Source organism: Tsukamurella pseudospumae (assembly GCF_001575195.1).
Classification (GTDB): Bacteria; Actinomycetota; Actinomycetes; order Mycobacteriales; family Mycobacteriaceae; genus Tsukamurella; species Tsukamurella pseudospumae.
Genome location: NZ_LSRF01000058.1, coordinates 815462 through 841022 on the forward strand (window position 1 = coordinate 815462; position 25561 = coordinate 841022).

Below are 25561 nucleotides of genomic sequence, written 5' to 3' on the forward strand. Positions count from 1 at the left end.
GCATAGGAGGACCCGAGCCGCAAGGCGAGCGGTCCGAGTTCTAAGCAAGCTGGGTCGCACCCACCCGGCCCGAACCTGAGCCCGAACCCGGCCCAGACGCACCGATCGCCTCCGCGACGGCGCGAGCGGCCTCGCGGCCCGCACGATTCGCCCCGATCGTCGACGCCGACGGCCCGTAGCCGAGAAGGTGCAGCCGCGGCTCGCCGGCGACCTCGGTGGCCAGCCGCCCCGTCATGACGATGCCGCCGCCGGGCGACCGCAGTCCGAGCGGCGCCAGGTGGTCCATCGAGTAGCGGAAGCCGGTACACCACAGGATCACGTCGGCCGCGGCGACGGAACCGTCGGCGAGCAGCGGACCGTCGGGCGTGAGCTCGCGGAACATGGGCTGCCGGACCAGCACCCCCGAATCGATGCCGGCGCGCAGCGCGGGCGTGAGCGGCAGCCCCGTCACCGAGACCACGGAGCCGGGCGGCAGGCCGGCCCGCACCCGCTCCTCGACGCGGGCCACGGCGCGGCGGCCCTTGTCCGGGTCGAAGGGCGTGGCGTCCCACTGGACCTCGCGGCGGGTGAACCACATGGTGTCGGCGACCGCGGAGATCTCCAGCAGCAACTGCACCGAGGTGATGCCGGCGCCGACCACGGCCACCGTCTTCCCGGCGAAGGGCTCGGCGGTGCGGTAGTCGTGCGCGTGCAACTGGACCCCGCGGAACGACGATGCCCCGCGCACCGTCGGCCAGAACGGACTGTCCCAGGTGCCGGTGCAGTTGATGACGGCCTCGGTGCGGTACTCGAAGGGGCCGGCGATCCCGTGTCCGGCGACGAGGTACCCGGAATCCGTCCGTGAGACCGACGCCACGTGCGCCGGGCGGTGGACGTCGATGTCGAAGCGCTCCTCGTACTCGCCGAAGTACTCCGCGACACCGGTGGAGGCGGGGACGTCGTCGCAGTGCGTCCCCAGTGCGTCCTGCAATCCCCAGCCCGGCAGGTCGTGCACCCGATTGGCCGCACGCAGTGTCAGCGACGGCCAGCGCTGTCGCCATGCGCCGCCGGGACCCGAGTTGTGGTCGAGGATCACCGCGTCGTCGATGCCGAACCTGGGAAGGTAGTACGCGGCCGAAAGTCCGGCCTGGCCAGCACCGACCACCACGACGCGTGTCATCTCCCCAGGGTAGATTGCGGGCCATGATTGGTTACACGCTGGAGGAGAAGGTCGCCGTCATCGAGTTCCAGCGCCCCGAAGCGCGGAACGCCCTGAACCCGGAGATCATGGACGGCCTGGAGGCGGCGTTCGACCGCGCCGAGGCCGACGGGGTGTTCGTCATCGTGCTCACCGGGCAGGGAACGGTGTTCTCCGCGGGGGCGGATCTGCGGTCGGGCGCGGTGCTGGACAAGGGCTTCATGGAGCGGGTGATCCGGTTCTACCGCCGGGTCGAGGCGATGAAGCAGATCCTGGTCGCCGCGGTCAACGGCCCGGCCGTGGGAGCGGGCGTGCAGATGGCGATGCTCGCCGACCTGCGCGTGCTCGATCCGAGCGCCACCATCGCGATCCCCGCCGCCAAGCTGGGCGTCACGATCGACAAGTGGACGCTGCGCCGGCTGGAGGACCTCGTCGGCGGCGGTCACGCCCGCGGCGTGCTGATGGCCGCACAGAAGATCGGCGCCGAGAAGCTCGCCGAGCTGGGCTTCGCCAACGCCATCGGCGACCGCGAGGCGGCGCTCGAGTTCGCCCGCGGCATCGCGAAGCTCGCCCCGCTGTCGCTGCAGAACTACAAGGCCCTGTTCAAGACGGACGTCGCGCTGGAGCCGCTCACCGAGGCGGAGGAGGCGCGGCTGCACGCCGTGTGGGACTCGGAGGACCTCAAGGAGGCCATCATGGCCCGGATCGAGAAGCGCGAGCCGCGCTTTACGGGTCGCTGACATGCGGCTGGGCAATGTCGTCACCTTCGCCGCCGGCGCGGCCGCCGGGATCGCGGGTGCCGCGGGCCTGCGCGCCGCGAGCGGCCTCAAGCGGTCGATGGGCGCGCAGGTCGACACCGTCTACACCAACACCGACCCCGACAGCCCGCACCAGCGGTTCGATGCGGCGAAGATCGCGCGCGGGGTCGTGGGGCGTGCGCGGCACGGGCTGGGCGCACCGTCGGGCTCCATCCCGCTGGCCGCCGACCCGAGCCCGGAACAGGCCTCCGACCTGGCCGTCACCTGGTACGGGCACTCGTCCGTGCTGATCGAGGTCGACGGCTTCCGCATCCTGGCCGATCCGGTGTGGGGCGAGCGGGTCTCGCCGTCGCCCACGATCGGGCCGGCGCGACTGCACCCGGTGCCCGTGGCGCTGAGCTCCCTGCCGGAGATCGACGCGGTGATCATCAGCCACGACCACTACGACCATCTCGACCTGCCCACGATCGACGAGCTCACCCGCGACCGGGACGTGCCCTTCTGCGTGCCGATCGGCGTGGGCGGGCACCTGCGCGCGTGGGGCGTCCCCGAGGACCGGATCGTCGAGCTCGACTGGGACCAGGCGCACACCCTGACCCGCGGCGGGCGCAGCCTCAAGGTGGTCTGCACCGAGGCCCGGCACTTCTCGGGCCGCGGCCTCACCCGCAACTCCACGCAGTGGGCGTCGTGGTCGTTGGTCGGCCCGGACCACGCCGTCTTCTTCGGCGGCGACACCGGCTTCACCGAGCGGTTCAAGCTGGTCGGCGACCATTTCGGCCCGTTCGACCTGACGCTGTTGCCGATCGGGGCGTACGACCCGCTGTGGCCCGACGTGCACACGAATCCCGAGGAGGCCGTCGCGATCCACCAGCTGATCGCCAAGCCGGGTGCTCCGCTCGTTCCTGTGCACTGGGCCACGTTCAACCTCGCCTTCCACGACTGGTCCGAGCCCGTCGAGCGGCTGCTCGCCGCCGCGGAGGAGGCGGGGGTCACCACCGTGATCCCCATGCCGGGCGGCAGGGTCGACGGTGCGCCGTCCCAGGGGCCGTCGGGCACCGTCGATCCCGCGATCGCGCCCGGTACTCGCGACTGGTGGGAGCGGGTCCGCTAGCCTGAGCGGCATGGATTTCAAGGATCTCGCGAACAAGGCCAAGGACGCTCTCGGGAAGAACCCGGGACTGATCGACAAGGCGGGCGACCTGGTCGACGGCAAGACCGACGGCAAGTTCGCCTCGCAGGTCGATAAGGCGCAGGACGCCGCGAAGAAGTTCGTCGGCGGCGACGAGCAGAAGTAACTCTCAAGAAAGAGCGTCACTGCACTCATGGGTCGTCATTACGCGCCGGGTGACCCGGCCGCGGAGCCCCCGCGTACGCGGCGAAACCTCGGTCGGGTCCTGCTCGGCGTGGGCCTCGTCGCGATCCTGATCGCCGGACTCGTCGCCATCGTGGGCGGCCGGTTCGAGCGGTGCAGTGGCACGAACACCTACACGGTGCTGGCCGACCCCGCGCTCGCCCCCGCGGTGCGCGCCCAAGCCGCCCGCGTCTCGGACCGGTGCACGACCTTCGCCGTGTCCGAGGCGCCGGACGGTGACGCCGCCGGCCGCCTCACGGGCGGCGGTCAGACGCCCGACCTGTGGGTGGCCCCGTCGCGTGCGCGGTCCGACGCGGTGGCGGCGCAGCTCGGCCGTGAACTGCCGACCACCGCGGTCGCGGGCTCGCCCCTCGTGCTCGCCGGGGCGTCGATCCCGCAGCCCGCGAGCTGGCTCGCGGCGATGTCGCAGGCCACCATTCGCGCGGTCCCGGCGAACTCGCCGTACGCGGACGCGCCGGTGGTGGCCGGTGTGTCCGAGGCCGGCTCGCCGGGCGGCGACTCCAAGGGGCTGGACGTGGCGCTCGCGCAGTACGCCCAGGCCGCGAAGCGGGTCAGCGGCGAGCCCGTGCAGGCCGCGGCCGCCGAGGGCGGCGTCGTGGTCGTCCCCGAGTACGCGTACCTGGCGGCGAAGAAGACCAAGGGTGATGTCGCCGCGGTGGTGCCGAAGACCGGCGCGCCGCGCGACGAGATCCTGCTCGCCGTCACCGCGACCGGGGATCGGTCGAACGTGGCGAAGGACGCCGGGCAGCGCCTCGCGGCGGCCTTCACCTCGGCGGACGGTCGCGCCGACCTCGCGCGGGAGGGCCTGCGCGGCACGGACCTGGCGGCGGCACCGTCGGGCGGCGTGGGCCCGGTGACGAAGCTCGCGGACCCGAACCCCCAGCTGCTGGCGCACGCCCTGCAGGCCTTCAGCACCCTCGAGGTGCCCCTCAAGACTCTGGTCGTGGTGGACACGTCCGGTTCGATGGACGAGAAGTCCGGCGCGACCACGCGCATCGGCATGCTGGTCTCCGGCTTCACCAAGGTGGTCACGCAGATCCCCGACGCGAACGCCGTCGGCCTGTGGTCCTTCTCCCTTGCGGCGAACGGCGGCAAGGACTGGAACGAGGTCGTGCCGACCGCGCCGCTGGCGGACAAGCGCGGCGCCGTCACGCAGCGGCAGGCCCTGCTCGACGGGGTGAAGGCGCTGCCCGGCAAGGTCGGTGGCGGTACCGGCCTCTACGACACCACGCTCGCCGCCTACCGGCAGGCCGTGAAGGACTTCGACCCCGCCTACTCCAACTCGCTGATCCTGCTCACCGACGGCGGCAATGAGAAGAACGGCGGCACCACGCTGGACCAGCTCGTCGCGGAGCTGCGCAAGCTGGTGGACCCGGCGCGCCCGGTGAACATCCACACCGTCGGCATCAGCAAGGACGCCGATCTGTCCGCGTTGAAGAAGATCGCCGACGCCACGGGCGGCACGGCCCAGTCCGCGGACAGCGAGGATCAGATGCTCACCGATTTCGTGACCGCGATCGCCAAGCGCGCCAAGTAGGCGCGATGCTGGTGCCCCCGACAGGAATCGAACCTGCGGCCTGATCTTTAGGAGAGATCCGCTCTATCCGACTGAGCTACGAGGGCGTGCGGCACGATTCTAGCCACGCGCGGCCTGCCGGGTACATTCGGATGTCCGAGTTTGCACCAGCACGAGGGGGAGACGCGCGTGCCCACCGGCGTCATCGTGGTTCTGATCGTCACTCTGGCGTCGCTGGCACTGGTCCAGTGGCGCGTCGTGCGACGCTGGTCCAGCCGTCCCGCCCGCACCGCGGGCACCGTCGCCGCCGTCGCCGCGGCGCTGCTCACCGTGGCCGCCGCGGTCGGCTTGCTCGCGGGCGCGGGCCGCATCGCCCCCGACGGCGTGCGCTGGATCAGCGCTGCCGGCCTGACCTGGCTCGCCACGGTCTTCTACCTGCTGCTCACCCTCCTCGTGCTGGGTGTGCTGTGGGTGCTCGCCCGCCTGGTCCGCCGCTTCCGTCCCGGGTTCGACGGTGCGCCGCTGCGTCGCGTCGTGGCCCTCGTCGGGGTGGTGGGCGCCGTCGTTGCCACGCTCTACGGTCTGGTCGAGGCGGCGACCCCGCGGGTCACGCACACCGCGGTGTCGCTGGCGTCGATGCCCGCGGCGTTCGGACCGCTCAAGGTCGCGCTGATCACCGACATCCACGCCGGCCCGGTCCGGAATCGGACGTTCGTGCAGGGCGTCGTCGACCGGACCAACGCCGAGGCGCCGGACCTGGTGATCCTCGGCGGCGACATGATCGACGGCACGGTCGCGCAGATCGGTGAGGATCTGGCCCCGCTGCGCGGGCTGCGCGCCCCGCTCGGGGTGTTCGCGGTGACCGGCAACCACGAGTACTACGCCGGCGACGCCGTCAACTGGGTGCAGCGCTGGCGCGACGTGGGCGTGCGGCCATTGGTCAACGAGTCGGTGCGGCTCGAGCGCGGCGGGGCCGCGATCACCGTCGTCGGCGTCAACGACCGCAAGGGCACTCCGCCGCTGGCGGTGGACTACGACGCGGCCTTCGCCGGCGTCGACCCCGCGGGTTTCGCGCTGGCCGTCGCCCACGAGCCGCTGCAGGGGCGCGAGTTCGCGAAGCGCGGGGCGGACCTGCAGGTCGCGGGACACACCCATGGCGGCCAGTTGTGGCCCTTCCGGTACATCGTGAAGCTGCAGCAGCCCGCGGTGGCCGGGCTCGAGAAGGTCGACGGGATGCCCGTCTACACCAGCCGCGGCGCCGGTGCGTGGGGGCCGCCGGTGCGCGTCGCGTCGCCGCCCGAGATCGCGATTCTGGAACTGCGCGCGGCGTGAGCAGCGCATGATCGGCACATGGCCGGTCGGATGCAGGTGCGCGCGAGTACCGAGGTCGGTCCGGTGCGGGTGAGCGTGGCCCCGGCGCGCGGCGCGAAGGGGCGTGCGAAGGCGGGCCGTACCGCCGATCCGGTGCCGCAGCGGGCCTCGACACCCCAGCGGTTCTCCACCGCGCAGCGGGCCGCCACCGCGGGGCGCGCCGTCGCCACCGGGCTGCGGTTGCCGAAGAAGGCGGATCTCCCGCCGCCCGTCGCGCCCGCCGGTTGGTACCCGGATCCCGAGGACCGCGCCAGGATGCGCTGGTGGAACGGTGAGAAGTGGACCCGCCGGTTCGCGGAGCCCGGCGCGGTCCCGGTCGTCGCGCGCAGGTCGGACGCCCCGCCCCGGCTGGCGGCACGGCCCAGGACCGTCCGCACGCAGGGGCTGCTTCAGAACGTCGGGTTCTCCGGCACCAGAGGTGCGCGGAGGGCATCGTCGGCCCGCAGAACCCGAGGGTCGGAGCGCAGCGAGTAGTCCCGCCTAGGAGTCGCGCGCCTCCTGCGCGCCCCGCGACGCCAGCTGGTCGGCGAGCTCGTTGCCCTCGTTGCCCGCGTGCCCCTTCACCCAGCGCCAGTCGATCTCGTAGCGCGCGGCGGCCTCCTCCAGGCGCTGCCACAGCTCGACGTTCTTCACCGGCTGCTTGTTGGCCGTCTTCCAGCCGTTGCGCTTCCAGCCGGCGACCCACTTCGTGATGCCGTTCTTCACGTACGAGCTGTCGGTGTAGAGGATCACCGGGAAGGGCTTGGTGATCGCCTCGAGCGCCGAGATCGCGCCCATGAGCTCCATGCGGTTGTTCGTCGTGTCCTTCTCGGCGCCGTACAGCTCCTTCTGATGGTCGCCGAACCGCAGCACCGCGCCCCAGCCGCCCGGTCCGGGATTGCCCAGGCACGCGCCGTCCGTGTAGATAACGATCTCTTCCGCCACGGGGAGCCATCCTAGCGGGGCGCGCTACCGTGAAGCCGTGCCGAACAACCACTACCACCACATCGCCTTCGGTCCGGGCGCGGTGGACCGCCAGCGGCGGGGCGGCGGCCCGCCCGGGTACGCCGGGGCGCTGGAGCGGCCGGACGACGGTCCGCAGGAGCTCACCGACCGCGAGCTGCTGGTGATCTCCCGCGCCGATCAGTTCTGCCTCGCCACCGTCACCCCCACGGGCTGGCCCTACCTGCAGTACCGCAGCGGGCCGGCGGGGTTCGTGCGGCACGACCCGGCCACCGGGCGGCTGCGGTTCACCGACCTCACGGGCAACCGGCAGTTCGTCACCCTCGGCAACCTCGACGCCGACGACCGCCTCGCCATGTTCTTCGTCGACTACCCGCGCAGGATCCGGCTCAAGGTCTTCGGCCGCGGCACGATCATCGAGACCGACGAGGCCCGCGCCATCGAGATCGCCGTCGAGGCCTACGACTGGAACTGTCAGCGCAGCATCATCCCCCGCTTCGACCGGGACTACCTCAAGCAGCTCGGCGCCGCGTACCAGAAGGTCGCCGCTGAGCGGGAGGCCGAGCTCCAGGCCGAGATCGATCGGTTGCGCGCCCGCGTCGCCGAGCTCGAGGGCTGACCGGGGCGTTCCGCGTCCCAGTGCCCTGGGGTCAGAGCGGCTGGGTCGGGCCGTCGAACCGCGGATCGCGGCGGGGAATGGCCTCGGTCTCGGGCTTCGGCGAGACCTTCACGGGGCGCGGCGGCCGCTTGACCACGACGGTGTGCTGCTCCGACGGCCCCGCCGGGCCGGTCTTCTGAGGTTGCGGGGCGCCGGCGGGCCAGTTCCGGTCCCAGTCCGGCTGCGGCCGACGCCGCGCCACGGGCGCCACCGCGGTGTTGTGCTGCTCGGCCGGAGCTGGTGCCGGTGCGGGTGCGGGTGCGGGTGCCTGGACCGGCGCGGGTGCCGGGAGGGGCGGCGGGGCGACGGGACGGGCCCAGCTCGGGTCCGGGACCGGGCGGTGCGACGGTGCCGGGGCCGCCTGCGGCGGCAGTGCCGCGGTCGGCGCGAAGGGCGGCGCCGGGACGGGCGGCAGCGGGGCCGCGGCAGGGGCGGACCGTCGGGCGAGGAGCAGCGCGAGGGCACCGAGCAGGACCACCGCGGCTGCCGCGATCACGATGTACGGCCCGACGGCGGCGGAGGTGTCGACGGTCAGGCTCAAACCCTCGACGGTGACCTTCTGCGAGCCGATCGGCGCGAGGAGCGCGTAGGCGCCGACGCCGAGTCCGGCGAGCCCGCACGCGCCCGCGGCGGCGGCCAGCGGGCGCCGCAGCCGAACCGGCCCGAACGCCGCGACGGCGGCGAGGAGCAGCGCCGCGACCGCGAGACCGATCACGGACCAGCCCGCCCATGCGGCGTGAACCGGCACGACCGAGGAGACGTCCCGCCCCCCGACCGACGGCATCGTCACCGCGCCGACGCCCGTCACCTCGGCGCGGACCTCCGCCGGGAGGTCGGGCAGCTGCGTGATCGTGGGGAGCTTCGCGGTCACGGTGAACCAGGTCAGGAACGCCGACGCGACGAGGCCGGCGGCGCCGGCAGCGGTGAGCACGAGCCCGGCGATGCGCGGCAGGGTGCCGGTTCGCTGCGGAGCGGGCGTGGAATCGGGCATTGCGGGCCTCCTCGGGCGGGTCGTCAACGACGCTAGGCGGCAGCGGTTGGCGACCGCTTAAAGTCCGGCTGAATCGATGGCTACCGACGGGTACACTGAGCCGATGACACAGCCACGCGCAATCTGTCCCATCTGGGCGATCGGATGACCGCGGCGCTGCAGCAGACGGACGACCCGAAGGGGCGCGCGAAGACCCGTCGGCGGCTGATCCGGGCGGCGTACATGGTGTTCGCGCAGCACGGCTACGGCTCGACGACCGTGAAGATGGTGTGCGAGGCGGCCGGCTTCACGCGGGGCGCGTTCTACTCGAACTTCACCAGCCTCGAGGAGCTGTTCATCGAGGTCTGGCGGTTCCACGTGCAGTGGATCATGGACATCATGGCGAAGGTCGTCGACACCTACACGGTGCAGGGCGCCGACTACGGCAAGCTCATCGAGATGGCCGTGCGCGCGATCCCCGTCAACGAGCGCTGGCAGCGGGTCAACGCCGACTTCGTGGCGCTGTGCACCCGCACCCCCGAGCTCAATCAGACGGTCCGCGACGCGCAGCAGATGCTGCTGGCCAACATGATTCCGACGGTGATGCACGTCCTCGAGGCCGCCGGCCGTCGGGTGACCGCGCCGGAGGCGCTGGGCTACGCGCTGCTCGCCGTGCACGAGGGCACCGCGTCGTACTGCGTCATCGACCCGACCAGCGAGACGCTCAAGCAGAACCGGATCGACCTGCTCACCGCGACCCTGAACATGTACAGCGAGCCGATCGCTTGAGCCGCACCGCACTGGTCATCGGCATCGGCGCCGGCGATCCGTCGCATGTGACGCTGGGCGCCGTCGACGCGATGCGCGCCGCCGACGCGCTGTTCGTGCTCGAGAAGGCGACCGCATCCTCACTGACCGCGATGCGCCAGGCGCTGGTCGATCGGCACGCTCCGGGCGTCCGGGTGGTCCTGGTGCCCGATCCGCCCCGGGATCGGTCCGCCGAGCACGGCGCGTCCCAGCCCGACGGTGCCTACGCCGCGAACGTCTCTTCCTGGCACGACGCGCGCGCCGCGGCGCTGGCGGCCGCGATCGTCGAGCACGTCCCGGAGGGAGGTTCGGCGGGCTTCCTGGTGTGGGGCGACCCGTCGCTGTACGACTCGACGCTGCGGGTTCTCGACCGGGTTTCTGCGGTGATCCCGTTGGCGCCGAAGGTGATTCCCGGCATCACCAGCGTGCAGGCGCTCACCGCGGCGCACGCGATCCTGCTCAACAGGGTGGGCGAGCCGATCCACATCACCACCGGCCGACGCCTGCACGAGGACGACGGCCGCAACACCGTGGTCATGCTCGACGCGGACTGCACCTTCCGCGAGACCGCCCGGCCCGACGACCACGTGTACTGGGGCGCCTACCTCGGCACGCCCGACGAGATCCTCCTCGACGGTGCCGTGGGCGAAGTGGGGGAGCTCATCGCCCGCACCCGCGCCGAGGCCCGGGAGAAGCACGGCTGGATCATGGACGTCTACCTCCTCCGCCGCCCCTGATCAGCGTTCGGTGAAGAGCAGGTCGCCCGCGCGCCGCGCGACCTGCGCGCGTGTCATTCCCGGGTGATCCGCCGCGAGCAGACTGCTACTGATCGCCGCGGAGAAGGCGAGGAAGGCGCGCGCCTCGATCTCCTCAGGGTCGTCGCAGACCAGGCCGATCGCCTCCCGCAGCAGCTGCATCCGGGCATTGTCGACGCGGCGCAGCCGGGCGGCCACGGTGTCGTCGCGTCTCGCCCAGTCGCGGACCGCCAGGTCGATGGGCAGGAGGCGTTCCGAGAAGGTGAGGCGCCCGGCGACGCGCACCTGATCGAGCGCGTTCTCGGTGGCGTCCGCCGACTGCCGGATCACCGCGTCGACGGTCTCCTCCTCCCACGTGTCGAGCATCGCGGACAGGAGGGCGTCGCGGTCGGCGAAGTATCCGTAGAAGCCGCCCTTGGTGACGCCGAGCGACGTGGCGAGCGTCTCGACGCGCACGGCGTCGACCCCGCCCGCGGCCAGCGCCGCAAGCCCGGCCTCGACCCATTTCTCGCGTGGCGTGCGCAAGGCGCCCATTGCGCTCCTCTCGTCCCCTCGATCCTATTGTGCGGTGGCGTACAACGTGTCATCCTGGGGTTATACGTATTCGTATAACCTCGGGAGGATTCGATGATCAGGTGGGCCGGTCGGTTGATCGTGGTGTTCGGGGTGGCGCACACGGTGCTCGCTCTCGGCTTCAAGGGGCGCGCTCACGCCCGCACGTGGGTCGGCGGCGGAATCCGGAACGTGGAACTGGGCGCGCCGGAACCTGCGAGCAGCGCGTACTGGTTCTCGCTCAACAGCTTCGGGGTGCCGATGGCGCTGCTCGGCGCGCTCGTCCTCCGGCTCGACCGCCGCGGCGAGGCACCGTCGTACCTACTCGCCGGGGTGCTCGCGGCGTGGACGGCGCAGTGCGCAGTCGTCCTGACCCGCACGCCGTGGCCGATCATGGCGGCCGCATCGGGGTTGTTGTTCGAGGGCACCCGCCGCGCACGTCGGGATGACCGGCGCGCGGGGACACATGCGGCGTCCGATGTGTCACTGGCGGTCACGATTTCATAGCCGCGATCGAGTCTGGACGTTCCCTGCCGGCGCGCGGCGCGGGGCGCGCGGCCCAGTCGCCGACCGGCGGCCGGGCGTTCAGTTCAACGCAGCGAGCACCTTCTCCGCCAGCTCCGGCCGGCAGATCACCAGGTCGGGGAGGTAGGGGTCGGGATTGTTGTAGGTGAGCTCGGAACCGTCGAGGCGCGAGCAGTGCAGGCCCGCGGCCCGCGCGACCCCGACGGGCGCGCACGAGTCCCACTCGTACTGGCCGCCGGCGTGCAGATACACGTCGACCTGTCCGGTGACGACGGCCATCGTCTTCACCCCGGCGGAGCCGAGCGAGACCGGATGCAGGTCCAGCGATTCGGCCACCCGGAACATGCCGGGCGTCGCACGACTGCGCGACAGCGCGAGGTTGCCGGTCAGTGACCCGGTGGGCGGGACCACGGTGTCGGAGCGGAAGACCTGTCCCATCGCGGGCAGCGAGACGGCGCTCTGCACCGGCTGCCCGCCCTGCGTCAGCGCGACGTGCACGGCGTAGTCCGGGCGGTGCGCGGCGTAGTCGCGGGTCCCGTCGAGCGGGTCGATCACCCACACCCGCTCGGCGGAGAGCCGCTCGGTCGAATCGGGCGCCTCCTCCGAGAGCACGGCGTCGTGCGGCCGGTACCGCTGCAGCACCCGCGCGATCCAGGCCTGCGCGAGCCGGTCGCCCGTGTCCCCGAGCACCCCGTCGTCCAGCAACGACCCGTGCCGGATGGCCTGCAGGATGCGCCCGGCACCGTCGGCGATCTCGGCCGCGAGGTCGATGTCGGACAGGTCGCCGCGGTCGGAACGCCCGAAGAAGGTCATACCCCCACCCTAGAGTGGCAGTATGCCGGAGCTTCCCGAGATCACCGCGATCGCGGACTACGTGGGCGCCAAGGCCGTCGGCACGCAGGTCCGGCGGGTCGATGTGGCCGCACTGTCCGTGCTCAAGACCTACGCGCCGGGCCCGCACGACCTGGTCGGCGCCACCGTCACCGGCACTCGCCGGATCGGCAAGTACTTCATCCTCGATGGCGAGAAGCCCGACGGTGAGCGGCTCTCCCTCGTGGTGCACCTCTCGCGGGCGGGGTGGTTGCGCTGGTCCGACAAGCTCTCGCCGACCCCGCTCAAACCCGGAGGCAAGTCGCCGATCGCGCTGCGGGTGCACGTCGGGCCCGAGGGGGAGGGCTTCGACCTCACGGAGGCGGGCACGCAGAAGCGGCTCGCGGTGTGGATCGTGCACGATCCGCAGGAGATCGAGATGGTCGCGACCCTGGGCCCGGACGCGTTGGCCGTCACCCGCGACGAGTTCGGCGCGATCCTCGCGGGTTCGCGCGCGCAGCTCAAGACGTTGCTGCGGGACCAGCGGACGATCGCGGGGATCGGCAACGCGTACTCGGATGAGATCCTCCACACTGCGAAGCTGTCGCCCTTCGCCGCGGCGAAATCGCTGGACACGCAGCAGGCGGACGCCCTGTACGCCGCGATGCGTTCGGAGCTCGACGATGCCGTGGCCCGATCCGTCGGGCAGCACGTCGCCACCCTCAAGGCGGAGAAGCGCTCGGGGATGAGCGTGCACGCCCGCACCGGCGGCCCCTGCCCCGTCTGCGGCGATACGGTGCGTGAGGTCTCGTTCGCGGACCGCTCCTTCCAGTACTGCGCGACCTGCCAGACGGGCGGGAAGATCCTGGCGGATCGTCGGATGTCGAAGCTCCTGAAATAGCCGAAATCGCCCGAAGGGTAGGCATCGCTGTGTGACGAGCGGTAGGCGTGCCTTACCTTCTAGGGATGATCTGGGGTGATGCCGTCCCGAACTTCCTCATCGGCCTGCGTGAAGGCCTCGAGGCGGGACTGATAGTGAGCATCCTGCTGGCCGCTGTGAAGAAATCGGGCGGTTCGCGGGTACCGGTGTGGTTGGGCGCGCTGGGCGCGGCTTCGTTGTCGGTGAGCTTCGGCGCTGTGCTGACGTTCACGACGTCGGAGCTGTCGGCCACGGCGCGCGAGGTGGTCGCGGGCACGCTGAGCGTGCTCGCGGTGATCCTCGTGACGATCATGATCTTCTGGATGCGCCGCACGGCCGCGTCGCTGTCGAAGAGCCTGCGCGGCGATGTCGAGACGGCGCTGGCGCTCGGCGCGGGCGCGTTGGTGCTCACGGCGTTCTTCGCGGTCGCGCGCGAGGGCCTCGAGACCACGCTGTTCCTGTGGACCGCGGCGCGGGCCTCGGGCGATGCGGTCGCGCCCGCGATCGGCGCGGCGATCGGTCTGCTGGTCGCCTTCGGGATCTGCGTTCTGCTCTACCGGCAGGCCGTCCGGCTCGACCTGGGCAAGTTCTTCCGCTACACCGCGGTGCTGCTCATCGTGGTGGCGGCGGGCGTGCTCGCGTACGGCCTCGGCGACCTGCAGAACGGCGGCGTGCTCCCGGGCCGCACCTGGCTCGCCTTCGACCTCAGCGGCACCATCAGCCCGGACTCGTGGTGGGTGGCGCTGATCAGCGGCGTCACCAACCTGGCGCCCAAGATGACGGTGCTGCAGGTCGTCGCGTGGATCGCGTACGTGGTGATCGTGCTGGGGCTGTTCCTCGGTACCAAGCCGCCGGCGCCCGTCGCCGGTGCGCACGACAAGGGCCGCTTCGAGGCGTGGGCCGCTCGGCTCGCGGGTCGTCGCACGCTGCCCGTCGCGGCCGTGGTGGTGCTGGTGCCGCTGCTCGTCGCGGGCCTGATCATCGCCCTCCTGCCGGCCAAGCCCCCGGCGGCGGGTTCGGTCACCGTCACTGCTGCGGACTGCGCCAAGGGCTTCTCCGGCGCGGGCCCGGGCCTGCAGCGGATCACCGTCACGAACAAGTCCGGCAAGTCCGGCGAGATCACCCTCGTCGACAGTGGGGACGCCGTGGTCGGCGAGATCGAGACGCTCGGCCCCGCTACCACCGCCGACCTGTCGGCGACGCTCGGCAACGGCGGCTACCAGTTCGTCTGCTACCTCGCGGGCCAGAAGGCCACGCGCTCCGCGCAGTTCACCGTGACCGGCGGCTCGGGGGACACCCCGAAGGCCGTCTCCCGGGTGACCAAGGACGATCTCGACGGCGTGAACGTGAAGTACCAGGACTACGTGCTGGCGGTGCTGCCCTCGGTCGAGGAGGCCCTGGGCCGGGTGAAGAGCGCGCTGACCGGCGGTGACACCGCGGGCGCGAAGCGCGCCTGGCTCGACGCCATGACGGCGTGGGAGCGCGTCGGCGCCTCGTACAACAGCTTCGGCGACGCGGGCAAGGCCGTCGCAGGCCTGCCGGACGGGTTCGCCGACGGTGTCCGTGATCCGGAGTTCTCCGGCATCCGGCGGATCGAGTACGGGCTGTACACCGGCGAACCGTCGGCCGCCCTGGTGACGCAGGTCGACAAGACCCTCGACGGGATCGCGAAGGTCCGCAAGGACCTGCGCACCGACGACATCGCCGGGGACTCCACGACGCTGTCGCTCCGCGGCCACGAGATCCTCGAGGACGCGCTGCGCGACCATCTGACGGGCGTCAGCGATCAGGGGGCGCATGCGGGCTACGCCGCGACCGCCGCGGACGTGGACGCCACCCGCAAGGTTCTGCAGATCGTGGAGCCGCTGCTCACGCCCCGCGACCCGGACCTGCTGCCGACAGCGCGCCGCCAGCTCGACGACATCGTCAAGGCCCTCGACGCCGTGAAGCGGCCCGACGGCACCTACCCGCCGCTCGATGCGCCCACGCTCGCGCAGCGGCAGAAGATCAACGGCACCGTCGGCGCGGCCCTCGAAACCCTGTCCGCCGTGCCCAACCTCCTGGAGGTCCCCAAGCATGACGGATGAGAACACCACCGGCACGGGTCGCCGGAAGTTCCTGCAGGGCACGGCGGTCGGCGCTGTCGGTGTGGCGGCGATCGGCGGCGTCCTCGCCGGGGGTGCTCGGAGCGACGCCGCCCGGTCCCGGGAGAACGGAGCGCCGACGCCCTCCGAGTCCTTCCCCTTCGAGGGGGGACACCAGTCCGGTGTGCTGACGCCGCCGCCGTCGGCGAAGCAGGCATCGCTCATGGTCGCGGCGTTCGACGTGATCGCCGCGGACCGAGCGGGTCTCGAGCAGTTGCTGCGCACGATCACCGATCGCGCGCGGTTCCTCACCGCGGGCGGCGCGCCCGCCGATCTCGGTGTGGGGAAGCCGCCGTCGGACAGCGCGGTTCTGGGCCCCGTGGTCCCGGCCGACGGGCTGACGATCACGCTCGGCGTGGGCGACTCGCTGTTCGACGACCGGTTCGGGCTGAGCGTGCGTAAGCCGCGCAAGCTCAAGCCGATGACGGTGTTCCCGAACGACCAGCCGGACGCCGCGCAGATGCACGGCGACCTGGTGCTGCAGTTGTGCGCCAACAACCCCGACACCGTGCACCACGCGCTGCGCGACATCGCCAAGCACACCCGCGGCGCGATGCAGCTGCGGTGGAAGATGCAGGGCTACGGCGCCCCGCCGCGGCCGGAGGGATCGTCGCGGAACCTGCTGGGCTTCAAGGACGGAACGGCCAATCCGGTGGGGAACCAGGCGGAAGAGCTGATCTGGGTCGCCCCGAAGAACGAGGCCGGCGAGCCGTCATGGACCGTGGGCGGCACCTACATGGTGGTGCGGCTGATCCGGATGATGGTCGAGTTCTGGGACCGCGTCTCGATCGCCGAGCAGGAGGGGATGTTCGGACGTCGTCGCGACACCGGAGCGCCGCTCGACGGTGCTCAGGAGACCGACGACCCCGACTACTCGAAGGACCCGGACGGGAACGTCATTCCGACCGATTCCCACATCCGCCTGGCGAACCCGCGCGAGGGTGAGGAGACGGAGAAGCAGCGCCTGGTGCGCCGGTCGTACAACTACGACCTGGGCCTGGACATGAACGGCAACATGGCGTGCGGCCACGTCTTCATCTGCTTCCAACAGGACATCGACGCGCAGTTCGAGACGGTCCAGAAGCGCCTCATCGACGAGCCGCTCACCGACTACGTGACCCCCTTCGGCGGCGGCTACTTCTTCGCCGTGCCCGGTGTGCGCGGTGGCGACGACTTCCTGGGGGCCGGGCTCTTCCGGTAGTTCCGACGGTGCCTGGCAGGCCGGGCCGAGTGGTGGCGACGCCGCTCGCTTAGACCTCGGTCCGCTCGGCTAGCGCCTCGGGCCCTCCGATGCGCTCGACGGCGTCGCCACCACTCGTCCCTCGTCCGGCAGGCCGGAAGTCATGCGTTGCTGGGAGTTCGGGGTGCGGAGGGCGTCCCGCACCCCGCGCTCCGCACCCCGCGCCCGGCGCTCCACACCCCGCCAGGGGCTCTCACGATTTCGAGTACTGCGGCAGTATCAGTGCTTCAGCGCGCGGCTCACTGCCGCAGAACTCGACATCCTGAAGCGCAGTCACTCCGCAGACGACGATGCCGCCGGCCCCTGGGTGAGGGGTCCGGCGGCATCCGCTTCTTCGCGGCCGGTGAGTGCCGCGGCGGTGGGGACTACTTGATCAGCTTGTCCGCACCGTCGTTCTCGCCCGTCTCCGGGTCGTAATCGCCGAGCAGGAAGTCGCCCTCGGCGGCCTCGTCCTCGATCTCCTGGGACACGGCCGCGGCCTGCGCCAGCGCGGCGTTGCGGCGCGCGATCGTGACGCCGGCACCGGCGGCGGCGCCGCCGAGCGCGAGCGCGGCCAGCCACGGCTTGTTCAGGCGGTCGCCCAGCAGGTGGTCGACGGAGTACTTGCCCGGGCCGGTGAGGGCCAGCGCGGCGGCTGCGACACCGAGGGTGATCGGGTACTCGTTGCCGCCGCCCTGCGCAGCGAAGCCCTGCGGACGGTGCACCTCGGCGGCGACGATCATCGCGCCGACGCCACCGGCGGCGGCCAGCGGCGTGGCGGCTCCGAGGGCCAGCGCAGCGCCGGCCAGCTCGCCTGCACCGGCGATGGCCGCGTTCGGCTTGCCGGGCGCGAAGCCCATCGACTCGAAGCCCTGGCCGGTGGCGTCCAGCCCGTGGCCGCCGAACACGCCGAACAGCTTCTGCGCGCCGTGGTAGGCGAGCGCCCCGCCGACGGCGGTGCGGAGGGCGAGGAGTCCCAGGTCACGTGCGGTGTTGTTCTGTCCCATGCCATGGTTCAACCGGACCGCGGTCCCAGGGATTCCGGGAGGCGCGAAATGTGTCACACGTCACCGCGTTTCGAGCGCGACTCCCCGGTGGTAGTCGCGAACAGACCGGTAGCTCAGCCACATCGCCCCATTCGCCACGATTGAGTACACGACGAACGCGACGATCTCGAGCTGTGTCGGCCCACCGTGCCGCGAGAACAACAACGCGATCAGTGGTGTCAGCAGGACCGCGCCGAACAGAGGCCCTGCGGCGACGCGACCTGGCGTGAGGAGTGAGACGTAGGGGACCCAGGTGCGGTCCTGATTCTTCGCGTAGAAGATCGGCCTACCGCCACGGCGGCACCCCGTGCCGATCGCCAGAGAGACACATCCTGCAGACGCGGTCGCGAACGTGCCGATGAGGACCACGGTGGTGATGGCGCGGTTGGAGGTGCTGCCGCACCACATCCAGGTGATCGCGCACGCGAACGTGAAATGCGTGATCACGCCCATGTAGATGATCCAGGTGGCCGAGCGTCGACGGTGAGGCGGCGCAGGAAGTCCAGTATCCATGAAAGCAATGTACCTATTAAGATTTGACGATACTTGTGGCGCGGGCCGCTCCTTCTTCTTGCCTGCAAGGATGGGCAAGCGATGCGGTATGGACATATACTAGATACATGATCGCGAACATGCGGAGGGGGTGTCGCGCGGTGGCCGCCGCCGCAGGGACGGGACTGCTCGTCATCGCGTGCTCGCCGGCGACCTCGCCGGGAACGTCGACGTCCGCGTCGTCGCCTGCGTCGTCATCGGCCTCGAGCTCCGCGGACCCGCGAGCCCGTGCCGCCGAGGTCGAGCGTGTCCGTGACCTCCTGGTCGGCACGTGGCGGCGAGTGGAGGCGCCGAATGAGGTGCTCGAGAGGTACCTCGTCGACGGAAGGACCGAGGTGGTCAGCGCGTCGGGCGCCGTCGCGGGCGCGGGGACGTGGGAGGTGGTCGCTATGGATCGGGCGGGCGACTATTCGCCCACGGCGATTCAGCAACGCGGCGATCCGCGGACACGGATGGTCGTCGCGGCGATCGACTGGAACTCGATGGTGTGGTCGATACCGCTGCGCGGCACGACGTACCACTACACGCGCGTGGGCCTCTCGCCCTTGGCGGGCTTCTACGGCGGGCATTGGCGCGGCCTGACGATTCGCGCGGACGGCACGGGCACCGGGTACTACAAGGTGGTCTGCGACAGCACGGGCGCCCAGTGCGAGAACGGCGTCTACTATGACTTCGTGCTCGAGGACGTCGAGACCGACTCGGGTTTCTCGAACGCGGTCCGGCGCATCACCCGCGTCCGGCCCTCCGCAGCCGGTGACCTCCTGCGCGCCACCGAGCGGGTGCGGCTGGATGCGAACACCGACGTCATCTTCAGTGGCGGCATCACCTTCTGCGGCTCCCGCGCTCGCGTCTCCGCCTGCGGCGCGTAGCTCACACCACGAGCTGTCCCTCCAGGTCCGGCACGGACGCGCCGCCGGTGGCCCGACGGTACGCCGCCCCCACCAGTTCGATCGCCCGCCGGAGCTGATCGGGCGGCAGCGAGTAGGGGATCCGGATGTTGCGCTCGAGGGCACCGTCGACCCCGAAGGCGGAGCCGGCGGCGATACGCACCCCGAGTCCCGCAGCGGCGGCCGCCGTCGCGGTGCCGACCGGTCGCGGCAGCGTCACCCACAGGCACAGGCCGCCGACGCCGGGCGAGGCGGTCGCCCCCGGAAGGTGCTCGGCGACGACCTCGAGGGCGACCGCGCGGCCGGCGCGCAGGGCGTCGAGCCGCCCGGGGAGGAAGTCGGCGAGGTGGTCGAGGGCGTAGCCGGCGGCGAGCTGCTCGAAGACGGCGCCGGCGAGGTCCATGTCGTGCCGGGCGGCGGTCAGTGCGTCGGGCGAGTTCTCCGTGCGGATCCAGCCCACGCGCAGGCCCGCCCAGATGGTCTTGCTCGCGGAGCCGATCGTGATGATGCGGGCGCCGCGCGGTGCGAACGCCGCCACGGGCGGGGGAGCGGGCGCGTCGAGCGCGAGCTCGGCCATCGTCTCGTCGACGACGACGGGCACGCGGTAGCGCGCGGAGATCTCCCCGAGCCGCCGCCGTCCGGTCTCGTCGAGGAGCAGCCCCGTCGGATTGTGGAAGTCGGGAATGGTGAAGATGATCCGCGGATTCTGTTGCTTCACCACGGCTTCCACCTGATCGAGATCCCAGCCGTGGTCCGGGTGCAGCCCCACGGCGACGGGACGCGCGTTGTGCCGTCGGATCGCGAGGATGGAGCCGTGGTGGGTGGGCTGCTCGATGAGTACGCGGTCGCCGGGGTGCACCAGCGTGTCCAACACCACCCGCAGCGCGTGCTGCGCGCCGGAGGTGACGAGCACCTGGTCCTCGGTCGTCGGCAGGCCGCGGTCGCAGTAGCGTCGCGCGATCGATTCCTTCAGCGCCCGAACGCCTCCCGGGTACAGTCCGATGCCCGCGAGGTAGGGCGGGGCGCATTCGAGGGCGTGCCGGTAGCCGTCGTGCACGATCTGGTCGGGTGCCGACGGTGCCGCGATGTTCAGCCGGATCAGGTCGGCCTCCGGCCCGGTGTCGGCGGGCTCGGCGGGTACGGAGTGGGGCAGCGTGAGCACGCTCCGCGCGCCCTGCCGGGACTGCAGGTGCCCGCTGTCACGGAGCTCGGCGTAGGCCGCGGTCACCGTCGTCCGGCTGACCTCGAGGTGGGCCGCCAGGGCGCGCTCGCTCGGGAGCGCGGTCCCGACGGGGACCCGACCGTCCAGCACGAGCAGGCGCAGGGCCTCGGCGAGGGCGAGGTAGGCCGGACGCGGACCGTCGGGCCTCCAGGAGCCGAGCTGGCGGGCGAGAGCGGCCGCGCCGACGGTGCCAGTTGAGGGGAACATGAGGCCAGTATCTCAGAACTGGCTATGGATTGCCATGCCACTTCGCGGCATTGTGAGTGTCATGATGATTCGACTGATCAAGCTGTTCGTGGGCCTGTGGCTGTACGGCACGGCCATGGTCGCGATCCTGCGCGCCGGGCTCGGCAACATGCCGTGGGACGTGCTGCACCAGGGGCTCGCGGAGAAGATGCACCTCTCGGTGGGTGTCGTCTCGATCATCGTGGGCGCGCTGGTGCTGCTCCTGTGGATCCCGATCCGGCAGAAGCCGGGCTTCGGCACCGTCGCGAACGTGATCGTGATCGGCGTCGCCTTCGACACCATGGCGCCGCTGTTCCCGGAGGACCCCGCGCTGGTCGTGGCGATCCCGATGATGCTCGGCGGCATCGTGCTCAACGCCTTCGCGACCGTGCTCTACATCGGGGCCGGGATGGGGCCCGGCCCGCGGGACGGCCTGATGACGGGGCTCGTGGCCCGGACCGGCGGCTCGGTGCGGGTGGTGCGCACGTCGATGGAGGTGCTCGTCGTGATCGTGGGCTTCCTGCTCGGCGGGACCCTCGGTGTCGGGACGCTGCTCTACGCGGTGGGTGTCGGCCCGCTGATCCAGCTGTTCGCGCGCACCGGCCTCGGCGGGCCGGCGTTGGCGCAGGGCGGTGACGGGCACGGCGGGGGCCACGATGCGGTCGCTACTATGGGGGAATGCGGATCCTCATCACCGGAGCCAGCTCCGGCCTCGGCGAAGGCATGGCTCGGACGTATGCGGAGCGCGGCGAGGACGTAGCGCTCCTCGCGCGGCGCCTCGACCGGCTCGAGGCGCTGCGCGCCGAGCTCACCGCGTGCCCGAAGGCGGGCACCGTCGAGATCGGGCGGCTCGACGTCACGGATTTCGACGCCGTCCCCGTCGCCATCGGCGCCGCCGTCGAGCGCCTCGGCGGCCTGGATCGCGCGATCGTCAACGCCGGTGTCGGCAAGGGTGCGCCGCTCGGCACGGGCAAGGCGCACGCCAACCTGGAGACGATCCAGACCAATCTGACCGGCGCGCTCGCGCAGATCGAAGCCGTGCTGGAGGTCTTCCGCGCGCAGGGCCGCGGCCACCTCGTGCTCATCAGCTCCATCGCCGGCCAGCGCGGCATGCCCAAGGCCCAGACCGCGTACTCGGCGAGCAAGGCCGGTCTCACCGCGATCGGTGAGGGGCTGCAGGCGGAGTTCGCGGGCAGTGACATCACGGTCACCGTGATCAAGCCGGGCTTCATCGAGACGGACATCAACAAGGGCGTGAAGACCTCGATGAAGTCCTCACTCGACGACGGCGTCAAGGCGCTGGTCAAGGCCATCGACCGGGAGCCCAAGGAGGCCGCCGTGCCGTCGTGGCCCTGGACGCCGCTCGGCGCGGTGCTGCGCCACGCCCCGGACGAGCTGACCCGCCGCCTCATCTGATTCGACTTCTCCGCCGTCTCACCCGTTCGAGGTAGGGGCTCAGCCCTGAGCCGGTGGCCGCAGAACCCAGGGGCCGGCCCGGATGTGCGGCACCATCGTCGCTCCTAGCGTGAGGAGTGACGAAAGGTGGTGCGAAATGCGCACATTCATCAAGACCGCCATGATCTCCACGGTGGCCGGAGCCGCACTGATCCTCGCGGCGGCACCGGCGAACGCGGGCCCCTCCGACGACTACGACTACGCGACCGGCGCGGTCGGCGAGTCCTGTGCCGCCCAGTCGCTGGGCAAACTCGCCCTCGACCGGTACAGCGGCATCGTTCTCACCTGCACCGACGCCGGCACCTGGCAGATCCCGAAGGCCTCGTAGGTCTTTCCGGCCAGCGGTCTAGACGGCGCGGCCCCGCGCCTCCCGGTACCAGCGCACCTCGGCGTCCGTCGACGAGTCGAGCTCGGCGGTGGGGGCACCGTCGGACGCGATGACGGGGAGCAGGGCGTTGGCCTGGACCTTCCCGAGCTCGACGCCCCACTGGTCGAAGGCGTTGATGCCCCAGACGGCGGCCTCCGTGAACACCTGATGCTCGTACAGGGCGATGAGTTGGCCCACGACGGACGGGGTGAGCTTGGGCGCGAGGATCGTGGTGGTGGGCCGGTTGCCGGGCATCACCTTGTGCGGCACCACCTTCGGGTCGGTCCCCTCGGCCGCGATCTCCTCGGCGGTCTTGCCGAACGCCAACACCTTGGTCTGCGCGAACAGGTTGCTCATGAGCAGGTCCTGCATGGTTCCGACGCCGTCGATGGTGGGCAGGTCGTCGGTGGACTCGGCGAAGCCGACGAAGTCCGCCGGAACCAGCCGCGTGCCCTGATGCAGCAGCTGGAAGAAGGCGTGCTGACCGTTGGTTCCCGGCTCGCCCCAGAAGATCTCGCCGGTGTCCACGGTCACGGGCGTGCCGTCGACGCGCACCGACTTGCCGTTCGACTCCATTGTCAGCTGCTGCAGGTAGGCGGGGAACCGCGCGAGGTCCTGCGCGTAGGGGAGCACCGCCCGCGACTGCGCGCCGAAGAAGTCGGAGTACCAGAGTCCGATGAGCCCCAGCATGATCGGCGCGTTCTGCGCGATCGGCGCCGTGCGGAAATGCTCGTCCACGGCGTGGAAGCCCGCGAGGAACTCGGCGAACCGCTCCCGGCCGACGGCGATCATCACCGACAGCCCGATCGCGGAGTCCACGGAGTAGCGGCCGCCCACCCAGTCCCAGAATCCGAACATGTTCGCGGTGTCGATGCCGAAGGCCGCGACGCGCTCGGCGTTCGTCGACACGGCGACGAAGTGCTTGGCCACCGCCTCCTCGCCCGTGCCCAGCCCGTCGAGCAGCCAGCGCTTGGCGGCGTGCGCGTTGGTCAGCGTCTCCTGCGTGGAGAAGGTCTTCGACGCGATGACGAACAGCGTGGTCGCCGGGTTCAGCGCGGCCAGTGCGCCGGAGACGTCCGCGGGGTCGACGTTCGAGACGAAGTGGCAGGTGATGCCGCGCTGCACGTACGCCCGCAGCGCGCCGTAGACCATCGCCGGCCCGAGATCGCTGCCGCCGATGCCGATGTTGACCACGTCGGTGATCGGCTCGCCCGTGGCGCCGCGCCACGTGCGGGAGCGGACGGCGTCGCTGAAATCGCCCATCCGGTCGAGCACGTCGTGCACGTCGCGGGTCACGTCCTGCCCGTCGACCTGCAGGTCCAGGCTCGACGGTGCGCGCAGGGCCGTGTGCAGCACGGCGCGGTCCTCGGTCGAGTTGATGTGCTCGCCGGCGAACATCGCGTCGCGCCGGGCGGTGACCCCCGCGGCCTCCGCGAGCGCGGCCAGTAGGTCCAGCGTCTCGCGGGTGACGCGGTGCTTGGAGTAGTCGATGTACAGATCTCCCACCCGGAAGACGAACTCGGAGCCGCGCTCCGGATCGTCGGCGAACAGCTCGCGCAGGTGGACGCCGGACAGCTCGGAATAGTGCTCGGCGAGGCTGCTCCAAGCGGGGGACGCGGTGATGTCGCTGTCGCTCATGGGCGCCAGCCTAATGTCCGGTGAGGGGTTCCGCGCGCGGTTCCGGGCGGACCCCGTGGGAGGCGGCGCGGACCCGGGCGCACGACCCGCCCGCCGGGACTAGTGTGGCTGGCATGGCAACCGAGCAGCGCATCCGTGACCTCCTCGACCGCGTCCCCACGGGGATCTTCGTGAACGGTGCGTTCCGCGATTCGAGTTCGGGTGCAACCTTTCCCGTGCACGATCCCGCCACGGAGGAGGTGCTGATCGAGGTCGCCGACGCCACCGCGGAGGACGGTGCGGCCGCGCTGGACGCCGCCGTCGCCGCCGGGCCGGCGTGGGCCGCCACACCCGCGCGCGAGCGTGCCGAGATCCTGCGCGCCGCGTACGAGGGCCTCGTCGCCCGCACGGACGACTTCGCGCTGCTGATGACCCTCGAGATGGGCAAGGCCCTGCCGGAGTCGGCCAACGAGGTCCGCTACGGCGCGGAGTTCTTCCGCTGGTTCTCCGAGGAGGCCGTGCGGATCGCCGGCCGCTACACCCCCGCGCCCGCCGGCACCGGGCGGATCCTGGTGAGCAAGGCCCCCGTCGGGCCGTGCCTGGCGATCACCCCGTGGAACTTCCCCCTCGCGATGGGCACGCGCAAGCTCGGCCCCGCGCTCGCCGCGGGCGCCACGATGCTGGTCAAGCCGGCCGGCCTCACCCCGCTCACGATGTTGCTGCTCGCGGAGGTACTGAAGGAGGCGGGCGTGCCCGACGGTGTGGTCTCCGTGCTGCCCACGTCGAAGTCCTCGGCGCTGACGGGGCCGCTGTTCGCCGACCCGCGCCTGCGCAAGCTCACCTTCACCGGGTCCACCGAGGTGGGCCGCAAGCTCATCGAGCAGTCCGCGCCGGGCGTGCTGCGCACGTCCATGGAGCTCGGTGGCAACGCGCCCTTCGTGGTCTTCGACGATGCCGACATCGACCACGCGGTCGCGCAGGCATTGCTCGCGAAGCTGCGCAACGGCGGAGAGGCGTGCACCGCGGCCAACCGGTTCCACGTGCACGAGTCGGTGATCGGGGAGTTCACCGACAAGCTGGTCGCCGCGATGGAGAAGTACGTCCTCGGCCCCGGTGTGCAGGACGGCGTCACCATCGGCCCGCTCATCTCCGCGGACCAGCAGGACATCGTCTCCGAGCTGGTGCAGGACGCGGTCGCGAAGGGGGCGACGCTGCGGCTCGGCGGCGTCGCGCCCGAGGGGCCGGGTCACTTCTTCCCGCCGACGGTGCTGGCCGACGTCCCGGCCGACGCGCGGATCCTCTCCGAGGAGGTGTTCGGACCGGTCGCGCCGATCGTCCCGTTCTCCGACGAGGACGAGGCCGTGACCGCCGCGAACGCCACCGAGTACGGCCTGGTCTCCTACGTCTTCACCCGCGACCTGGACCGCGCGCTCCGGGTCTCGGACCGTCTCGAGAGCGGGATGGTCGGCGTGAACCGCGGCGTCATCTCCGACCCGGCCGGCCCGTTCGGCGGCGTGAAGGCCTCGGGCTTCGGCCGCGAGGGCGGCAGCGAGGGCATCGAGGAGTACCTGGAGACGCGGTACATCGCGCTGCAGTGACCGCCCATCGCAATTGAACGACGTTCTGGAGGATCTGACCTGCGGTTGCCCTCTCCAGAACGTTGTTCAATTGAGTTCGGGGTGATCGCAAACCTCG

Annotated in this window: 27 protein-coding genes and 1 tRNA gene; 18 read left to right on the forward strand and 10 right to left on the reverse strand. The window is 71.4% G+C overall.

What is annotated here, in order from left to right:
• Positions 1 to 40: 40 nt before the first annotated feature.
• The gene (locus tag AXK60_RS22455) at positions 41 to 1159 is read right to left on the reverse strand and encodes an NAD(P)-binding domain-containing protein (protein ID WP_068574670.1); all 1119 of its coding nucleotides are present in this window, start codon (positions 1157 to 1159) and stop codon (positions 41 to 43) included.
• A 23-nt stretch (positions 1160 to 1182) separates the two neighbouring features.
• On the opposite strand from AXK60_RS22455, the gene AXK60_RS22460 reads away from it, so the two are divergent.
• From AXK60_RS22460 to AXK60_RS22470, 4 genes are read left to right on the forward strand one after another with little or no spacing between them, the layout of a single operon-like run.
• Positions 1183 to 1917 (forward strand): enoyl-CoA hydratase, encoded by a 735-nt coding sequence (locus tag AXK60_RS22460; protein WP_068574671.1) that lies wholly within the window; start codon positions 1183 to 1185, stop codon positions 1915 to 1917.
• A 1-nt stretch (position 1918) separates the two neighbouring features.
• Positions 1919 to 3046 (forward strand): MBL fold metallo-hydrolase, encoded by a 1128-nt coding sequence (locus AXK60_RS22465; RefSeq protein WP_068574673.1) that lies wholly within the window; start codon positions 1919 to 1921, stop codon positions 3044 to 3046.
• 10 nt (positions 3047 to 3056) lie between these two features.
• Positions 3057 to 3230, forward strand: a complete 174-nt coding sequence (locus AXK60_RS26005; RefSeq protein WP_082778196.1) for an antitoxin — start codon at positions 3057 to 3059, stop codon at positions 3228 to 3230.
• 27 nt (positions 3231 to 3257) lie between these two features.
• Positions 3258 to 4844, forward strand: a complete 1587-nt coding sequence (locus AXK60_RS22470; RefSeq protein WP_082778197.1) for a VWA domain-containing protein — start codon at positions 3258 to 3260, stop codon at positions 4842 to 4844.
• A 9-nt stretch (positions 4845 to 4853) separates the two neighbouring features.
• Here the strand turns inward: AXK60_RS22470 and AXK60_RS22475 are convergent.
• Positions 4854 to 4930, reverse strand: a tRNA-Arg gene (locus AXK60_RS22475).
• 82 nt (positions 4931 to 5012) lie between these two features.
• On the opposite strand from AXK60_RS22475, the gene AXK60_RS22480 reads away from it, so the two are divergent.
• Both AXK60_RS22480 and AXK60_RS22485 read left to right on the forward strand, forming a co-directional pair.
• The gene (locus AXK60_RS22480; protein WP_068574676.1) at positions 5013 to 6155 is read left to right on the forward strand and encodes a metallophosphoesterase; all 1143 of its coding nucleotides are present in this window, start codon (positions 5013 to 5015) and stop codon (positions 6153 to 6155) included.
• Positions 6156 to 6173: 18 nt separating this feature from the next.
• Positions 6174 to 6668, forward strand: coding sequence for a DUF2510 domain-containing protein (locus tag AXK60_RS22485; RefSeq protein ID WP_068574678.1), 495 nt, complete (start codon positions 6174 to 6176; stop codon positions 6666 to 6668).
• 6 nt (positions 6669 to 6674) lie between these two features.
• Here AXK60_RS22485 and rnhA read toward each other — a convergent pair whose 3' ends face one another.
• Positions 6675 to 7118 (reverse strand): ribonuclease HI, encoded by a 444-nt coding sequence (gene rnhA / locus AXK60_RS22490; protein ID WP_068574680.1) that lies wholly within the window; start codon positions 7116 to 7118, stop codon positions 6675 to 6677.
• A gap of 37 nt (positions 7119 to 7155) precedes the next feature.
• Here rnhA and AXK60_RS22495 point away from each other — a divergent pair, with 37 nt between their 5' ends.
• Complete coding sequence (locus tag AXK60_RS22495) at positions 7156 to 7755, forward strand: pyridoxamine 5'-phosphate oxidase family protein (RefSeq protein WP_068574682.1); 600 nt, start codon at positions 7156 to 7158, stop codon at positions 7753 to 7755.
• Positions 7756 to 7786: 31 nt separating this feature from the next.
• On the opposite strand, the gene AXK60_RS22500 is transcribed toward AXK60_RS22495, so the two are convergent.
• The gene (locus AXK60_RS22500) at positions 7787 to 8785 is read right to left on the reverse strand and encodes a hypothetical protein (protein WP_068574685.1); all 999 of its coding nucleotides are present in this window, start codon (positions 8783 to 8785) and stop codon (positions 7787 to 7789) included.
• A gap of 144 nt (positions 8786 to 8929) precedes the next feature.
• Here AXK60_RS22500 and AXK60_RS22505 point away from each other — a divergent pair, with 144 nt between their 5' ends.
• Both AXK60_RS22505 and cobF read left to right on the forward strand, forming a co-directional pair.
• Positions 8930 to 9553, forward strand: a complete 624-nt coding sequence (locus AXK60_RS22505; protein WP_068574687.1) for a TetR/AcrR family transcriptional regulator — start codon at positions 8930 to 8932, stop codon at positions 9551 to 9553.
• Positions 9550 to 10308, forward strand: coding sequence for a precorrin-6A synthase (deacetylating) (gene cobF / locus AXK60_RS22510; RefSeq protein WP_068574689.1), 759 nt, complete (start codon positions 9550 to 9552; stop codon positions 10306 to 10308). The genes AXK60_RS22505 and cobF overlap by 4 nt, the downstream gene beginning before the upstream one ends.
• On the opposite strand, the gene AXK60_RS22515 is transcribed toward cobF, so the two are convergent.
• Complete coding sequence (locus tag AXK60_RS22515) at positions 10309 to 10860, reverse strand: TetR/AcrR family transcriptional regulator (protein WP_068574691.1); 552 nt, start codon at positions 10858 to 10860, stop codon at positions 10309 to 10311.
• Between the two features lie 93 nt (positions 10861 to 10953).
• Here AXK60_RS22515 and AXK60_RS22520 point away from each other — a divergent pair, with 93 nt between their 5' ends.
• Positions 10954 to 11385, forward strand: coding sequence for a DUF6463 family protein (locus tag AXK60_RS22520; protein WP_068747106.1), 432 nt, complete (start codon positions 10954 to 10956; stop codon positions 11383 to 11385).
• Between the two features lie 78 nt (positions 11386 to 11463).
• Here the strand turns inward: AXK60_RS22520 and AXK60_RS22525 are convergent, their stop codons facing one another.
• The gene (locus AXK60_RS22525; protein ID WP_068574693.1) at positions 11464 to 12216 is read right to left on the reverse strand and encodes a 3'(2'),5'-bisphosphate nucleotidase CysQ; all 753 of its coding nucleotides are present in this window, start codon (positions 12214 to 12216) and stop codon (positions 11464 to 11466) included.
• A 22-nt stretch (positions 12217 to 12238) separates the two neighbouring features.
• Between AXK60_RS22525 and AXK60_RS22530 the strand changes: the two genes are divergently transcribed.
• From AXK60_RS22530 to efeB, 3 genes are all read left to right on the forward strand, one after another.
• A complete protein-coding gene (locus AXK60_RS22530; RefSeq protein WP_068574695.1) occupies positions 12239 to 13114 on the forward strand; it encodes a DNA-formamidopyrimidine glycosylase family protein in 876 nt (291 codons plus the stop codon).
• A 65-nt stretch (positions 13115 to 13179) separates the two neighbouring features.
• The gene (gene efeU, locus AXK60_RS22535; RefSeq protein WP_068574698.1) at positions 13180 to 15219 is read left to right on the forward strand and encodes an iron uptake transporter permease EfeU; all 2040 of its coding nucleotides are present in this window, start codon (positions 13180 to 13182) and stop codon (positions 15217 to 15219) included.
• Positions 15209 to 16477 carry an iron uptake transporter deferrochelatase/peroxidase subunit gene (gene efeB / locus AXK60_RS22540; protein WP_068574700.1) on the forward strand — a complete coding sequence of 423 codons (1269 nt, stop codon included), beginning with the start codon at positions 15209 to 15211 and terminating at the stop codon, positions 16475 to 16477. Before efeU ends, efeB begins: the two co-directional genes overlap by 11 nt.
• Positions 16478 to 16881: 404 nt before the next feature.
• Here efeB and AXK60_RS22545 read toward each other — a convergent pair whose 3' ends face one another.
• On the reverse strand, positions 16882 to 17502 hold the full coding sequence (locus AXK60_RS22545; RefSeq protein ID WP_068574702.1) for a DoxX family protein: 621 nt from the start codon (positions 17500 to 17502) through the stop codon (positions 16882 to 16884).
• A gap of 60 nt (positions 17503 to 17562) precedes the next feature.
• The gene (locus tag AXK60_RS22550; protein ID WP_139058083.1) at positions 17563 to 18054 is read right to left on the reverse strand and encodes a hypothetical protein; all 492 of its coding nucleotides are present in this window, start codon (positions 18052 to 18054) and stop codon (positions 17563 to 17565) included.
• A gap of 107 nt (positions 18055 to 18161) precedes the next feature.
• Here AXK60_RS22550 and AXK60_RS22555 point away from each other — a divergent pair, with 107 nt between their 5' ends.
• Entirely contained in the window at positions 18162 to 18962 is an 801-nt protein-coding gene (locus AXK60_RS22555; protein ID WP_139058084.1) for a hypothetical protein, read from the forward strand.
• A gap of 1 nt (position 18963) precedes the next feature.
• On the opposite strand, the gene yczR is transcribed toward AXK60_RS22555, so the two are convergent.
• On the reverse strand, positions 18964 to 20409 hold the full coding sequence (yczR, locus tag AXK60_RS22560) for a MocR-like transcription factor YczR (protein ID WP_068574708.1): 1446 nt from the start codon (positions 20407 to 20409) through the stop codon (positions 18964 to 18966).
• 61 nt (positions 20410 to 20470) lie between these two features.
• Here yczR and yczE point away from each other — a divergent pair, with 61 nt between their 5' ends.
• The 3 genes from yczE (at position 20471) to AXK60_RS22575 (ending at position 22210) form a co-directional block, all read left to right on the forward strand.
• A complete protein-coding gene (gene yczE / locus AXK60_RS22565; RefSeq protein ID WP_175400092.1) occupies positions 20471 to 21187 on the forward strand; it encodes a membrane protein YczE in 717 nt (238 codons plus the stop codon).
• Positions 21106 to 21843 carry an SDR family oxidoreductase gene (locus AXK60_RS22570; RefSeq protein ID WP_068574712.1) on the forward strand — a complete coding sequence of 246 codons (738 nt, stop codon included), beginning with the start codon at positions 21106 to 21108 and terminating at the stop codon, positions 21841 to 21843. The genes yczE and AXK60_RS22570 overlap by 82 nt, the downstream gene beginning before the upstream one ends.
• A 136-nt stretch (positions 21844 to 21979) precedes the next feature.
• The gene (locus AXK60_RS22575) at positions 21980 to 22210 is read left to right on the forward strand and encodes a hypothetical protein (protein WP_068574714.1); all 231 of its coding nucleotides are present in this window, start codon (positions 21980 to 21982) and stop codon (positions 22208 to 22210) included.
• Positions 22211 to 22228: 18 nt separating this feature from the next.
• Here the strand turns inward: AXK60_RS22575 and pgi are convergent, their stop codons facing one another.
• Positions 22229 to 23887, reverse strand: a complete 1659-nt coding sequence (pgi, locus tag AXK60_RS22580; RefSeq protein ID WP_068574716.1) for a glucose-6-phosphate isomerase — start codon at positions 23885 to 23887, stop codon at positions 22229 to 22231.
• 113 nt (positions 23888 to 24000) lie between these two features.
• On the opposite strand from pgi, the gene AXK60_RS22585 reads away from it, so the two are divergent.
• A complete protein-coding gene (locus AXK60_RS22585) occupies positions 24001 to 25464 on the forward strand; it encodes an NAD-dependent succinate-semialdehyde dehydrogenase (protein WP_068574718.1) in 1464 nt (487 codons plus the stop codon).
• Positions 25465 to 25561: the final 97 nt, after the last annotated feature.

What these genes read in the sequence shown, in the direction of transcription:
- AXK60_RS22555 (WP_139058084.1), top strand. Translation starts at nt 18,162, where the DNA reads ATGATCGCGAACATGCGGAGGGGGTGTCGCGCGGTGGCCGCCGCCGCA.
- AXK60_RS22465 (WP_068574673.1), top strand. Translation starts at nt 1,919, where the DNA reads ATGCGGCTGGGCAATGTCGTCACCTTCGCCGCCGGCGCGGCCGCCGGG.
- pgi (WP_068574716.1), bottom strand. Translation starts at nt 23,887, where the DNA reads ATGAGCGACAGCGACATCACCGCGTCCCCCGCTTGGAGCAGCCTCGCC.
- AXK60_RS22455 (WP_068574670.1), bottom strand. Translation starts at nt 1,159, where the DNA reads ATGACACGCGTCGTGGTGGTCGGTGCTGGCCAGGCCGGACTTTCGGCC.
- AXK60_RS22505 (WP_068574687.1), top strand. Translation starts at nt 8,930, where the DNA reads ATGACCGCGGCGCTGCAGCAGACGGACGACCCGAAGGGGCGCGCGAAG.
- yczR (WP_068574708.1), bottom strand. Translation starts at nt 20,409, where the DNA reads ATGTTCCCCTCAACTGGCACCGTCGGCGCGGCCGCTCTCGCCCGCCAG.
- AXK60_RS22515 (WP_068574691.1), bottom strand. Translation starts at nt 10,860, where the DNA reads ATGGGCGCCTTGCGCACGCCACGCGAGAAATGGGTCGAGGCCGGGCTT.
- AXK60_RS22545 (WP_068574702.1), bottom strand. Translation starts at nt 17,502, where the DNA reads ATGGGACAGAACAACACCGCACGTGACCTGGGACTCCTCGCCCTCCGC.
- AXK60_RS22575 (WP_068574714.1), top strand. Translation starts at nt 21,980, where the DNA reads ATGCGCACATTCATCAAGACCGCCATGATCTCCACGGTGGCCGGAGCC.
- AXK60_RS22530 (WP_068574695.1), top strand. Translation starts at nt 12,239, where the DNA reads ATGCCGGAGCTTCCCGAGATCACCGCGATCGCGGACTACGTGGGCGCC.
- AXK60_RS22460 (WP_068574671.1), top strand. Translation starts at nt 1,183, where the DNA reads ATGATTGGTTACACGCTGGAGGAGAAGGTCGCCGTCATCGAGTTCCAG.
- efeB (WP_068574700.1), top strand. Translation starts at nt 15,209, where the DNA reads ATGACGGATGAGAACACCACCGGCACGGGTCGCCGGAAGTTCCTGCAG.
- AXK60_RS22525 (WP_068574693.1), bottom strand. Translation starts at nt 12,216, where the DNA reads ATGACCTTCTTCGGGCGTTCCGACCGCGGCGACCTGTCCGACATCGAC.
- AXK60_RS22485 (WP_068574678.1), top strand. Translation starts at nt 6,174, where the DNA reads ATGGCCGGTCGGATGCAGGTGCGCGCGAGTACCGAGGTCGGTCCGGTG.
- efeU (WP_068574698.1), top strand. Translation starts at nt 13,180, where the DNA reads ATGATCTGGGGTGATGCCGTCCCGAACTTCCTCATCGGCCTGCGTGAA.
- AXK60_RS22500 (WP_068574685.1), bottom strand. Translation starts at nt 8,785, where the DNA reads ATGCCCGATTCCACGCCCGCTCCGCAGCGAACCGGCACCCTGCCGCGC.
- AXK60_RS22470 (WP_082778197.1), top strand. Translation starts at nt 3,258, where the DNA reads ATGGGTCGTCATTACGCGCCGGGTGACCCGGCCGCGGAGCCCCCGCGT.
- yczE (WP_175400092.1), top strand. Translation starts at nt 20,471, where the DNA reads ATGATGATTCGACTGATCAAGCTGTTCGTGGGCCTGTGGCTGTACGGC.
- AXK60_RS22520 (WP_068747106.1), top strand. Translation starts at nt 10,954, where the DNA reads ATGATCAGGTGGGCCGGTCGGTTGATCGTGGTGTTCGGGGTGGCGCAC.
- AXK60_RS22550 (WP_139058083.1), bottom strand. Translation starts at nt 18,054, where the DNA reads ATGGATACTGGACTTCCTGCGCCGCCTCACCGTCGACGCTCGGCCACC.
- AXK60_RS26005 (WP_082778196.1), top strand. Translation starts at nt 3,057, where the DNA reads ATGGATTTCAAGGATCTCGCGAACAAGGCCAAGGACGCTCTCGGGAAG.
- AXK60_RS22585 (WP_068574718.1), top strand. Translation starts at nt 24,001, where the DNA reads ATGGCAACCGAGCAGCGCATCCGTGACCTCCTCGACCGCGTCCCCACG.
- AXK60_RS22570 (WP_068574712.1), top strand. Translation starts at nt 21,106, where the DNA reads ATGCGGATCCTCATCACCGGAGCCAGCTCCGGCCTCGGCGAAGGCATG.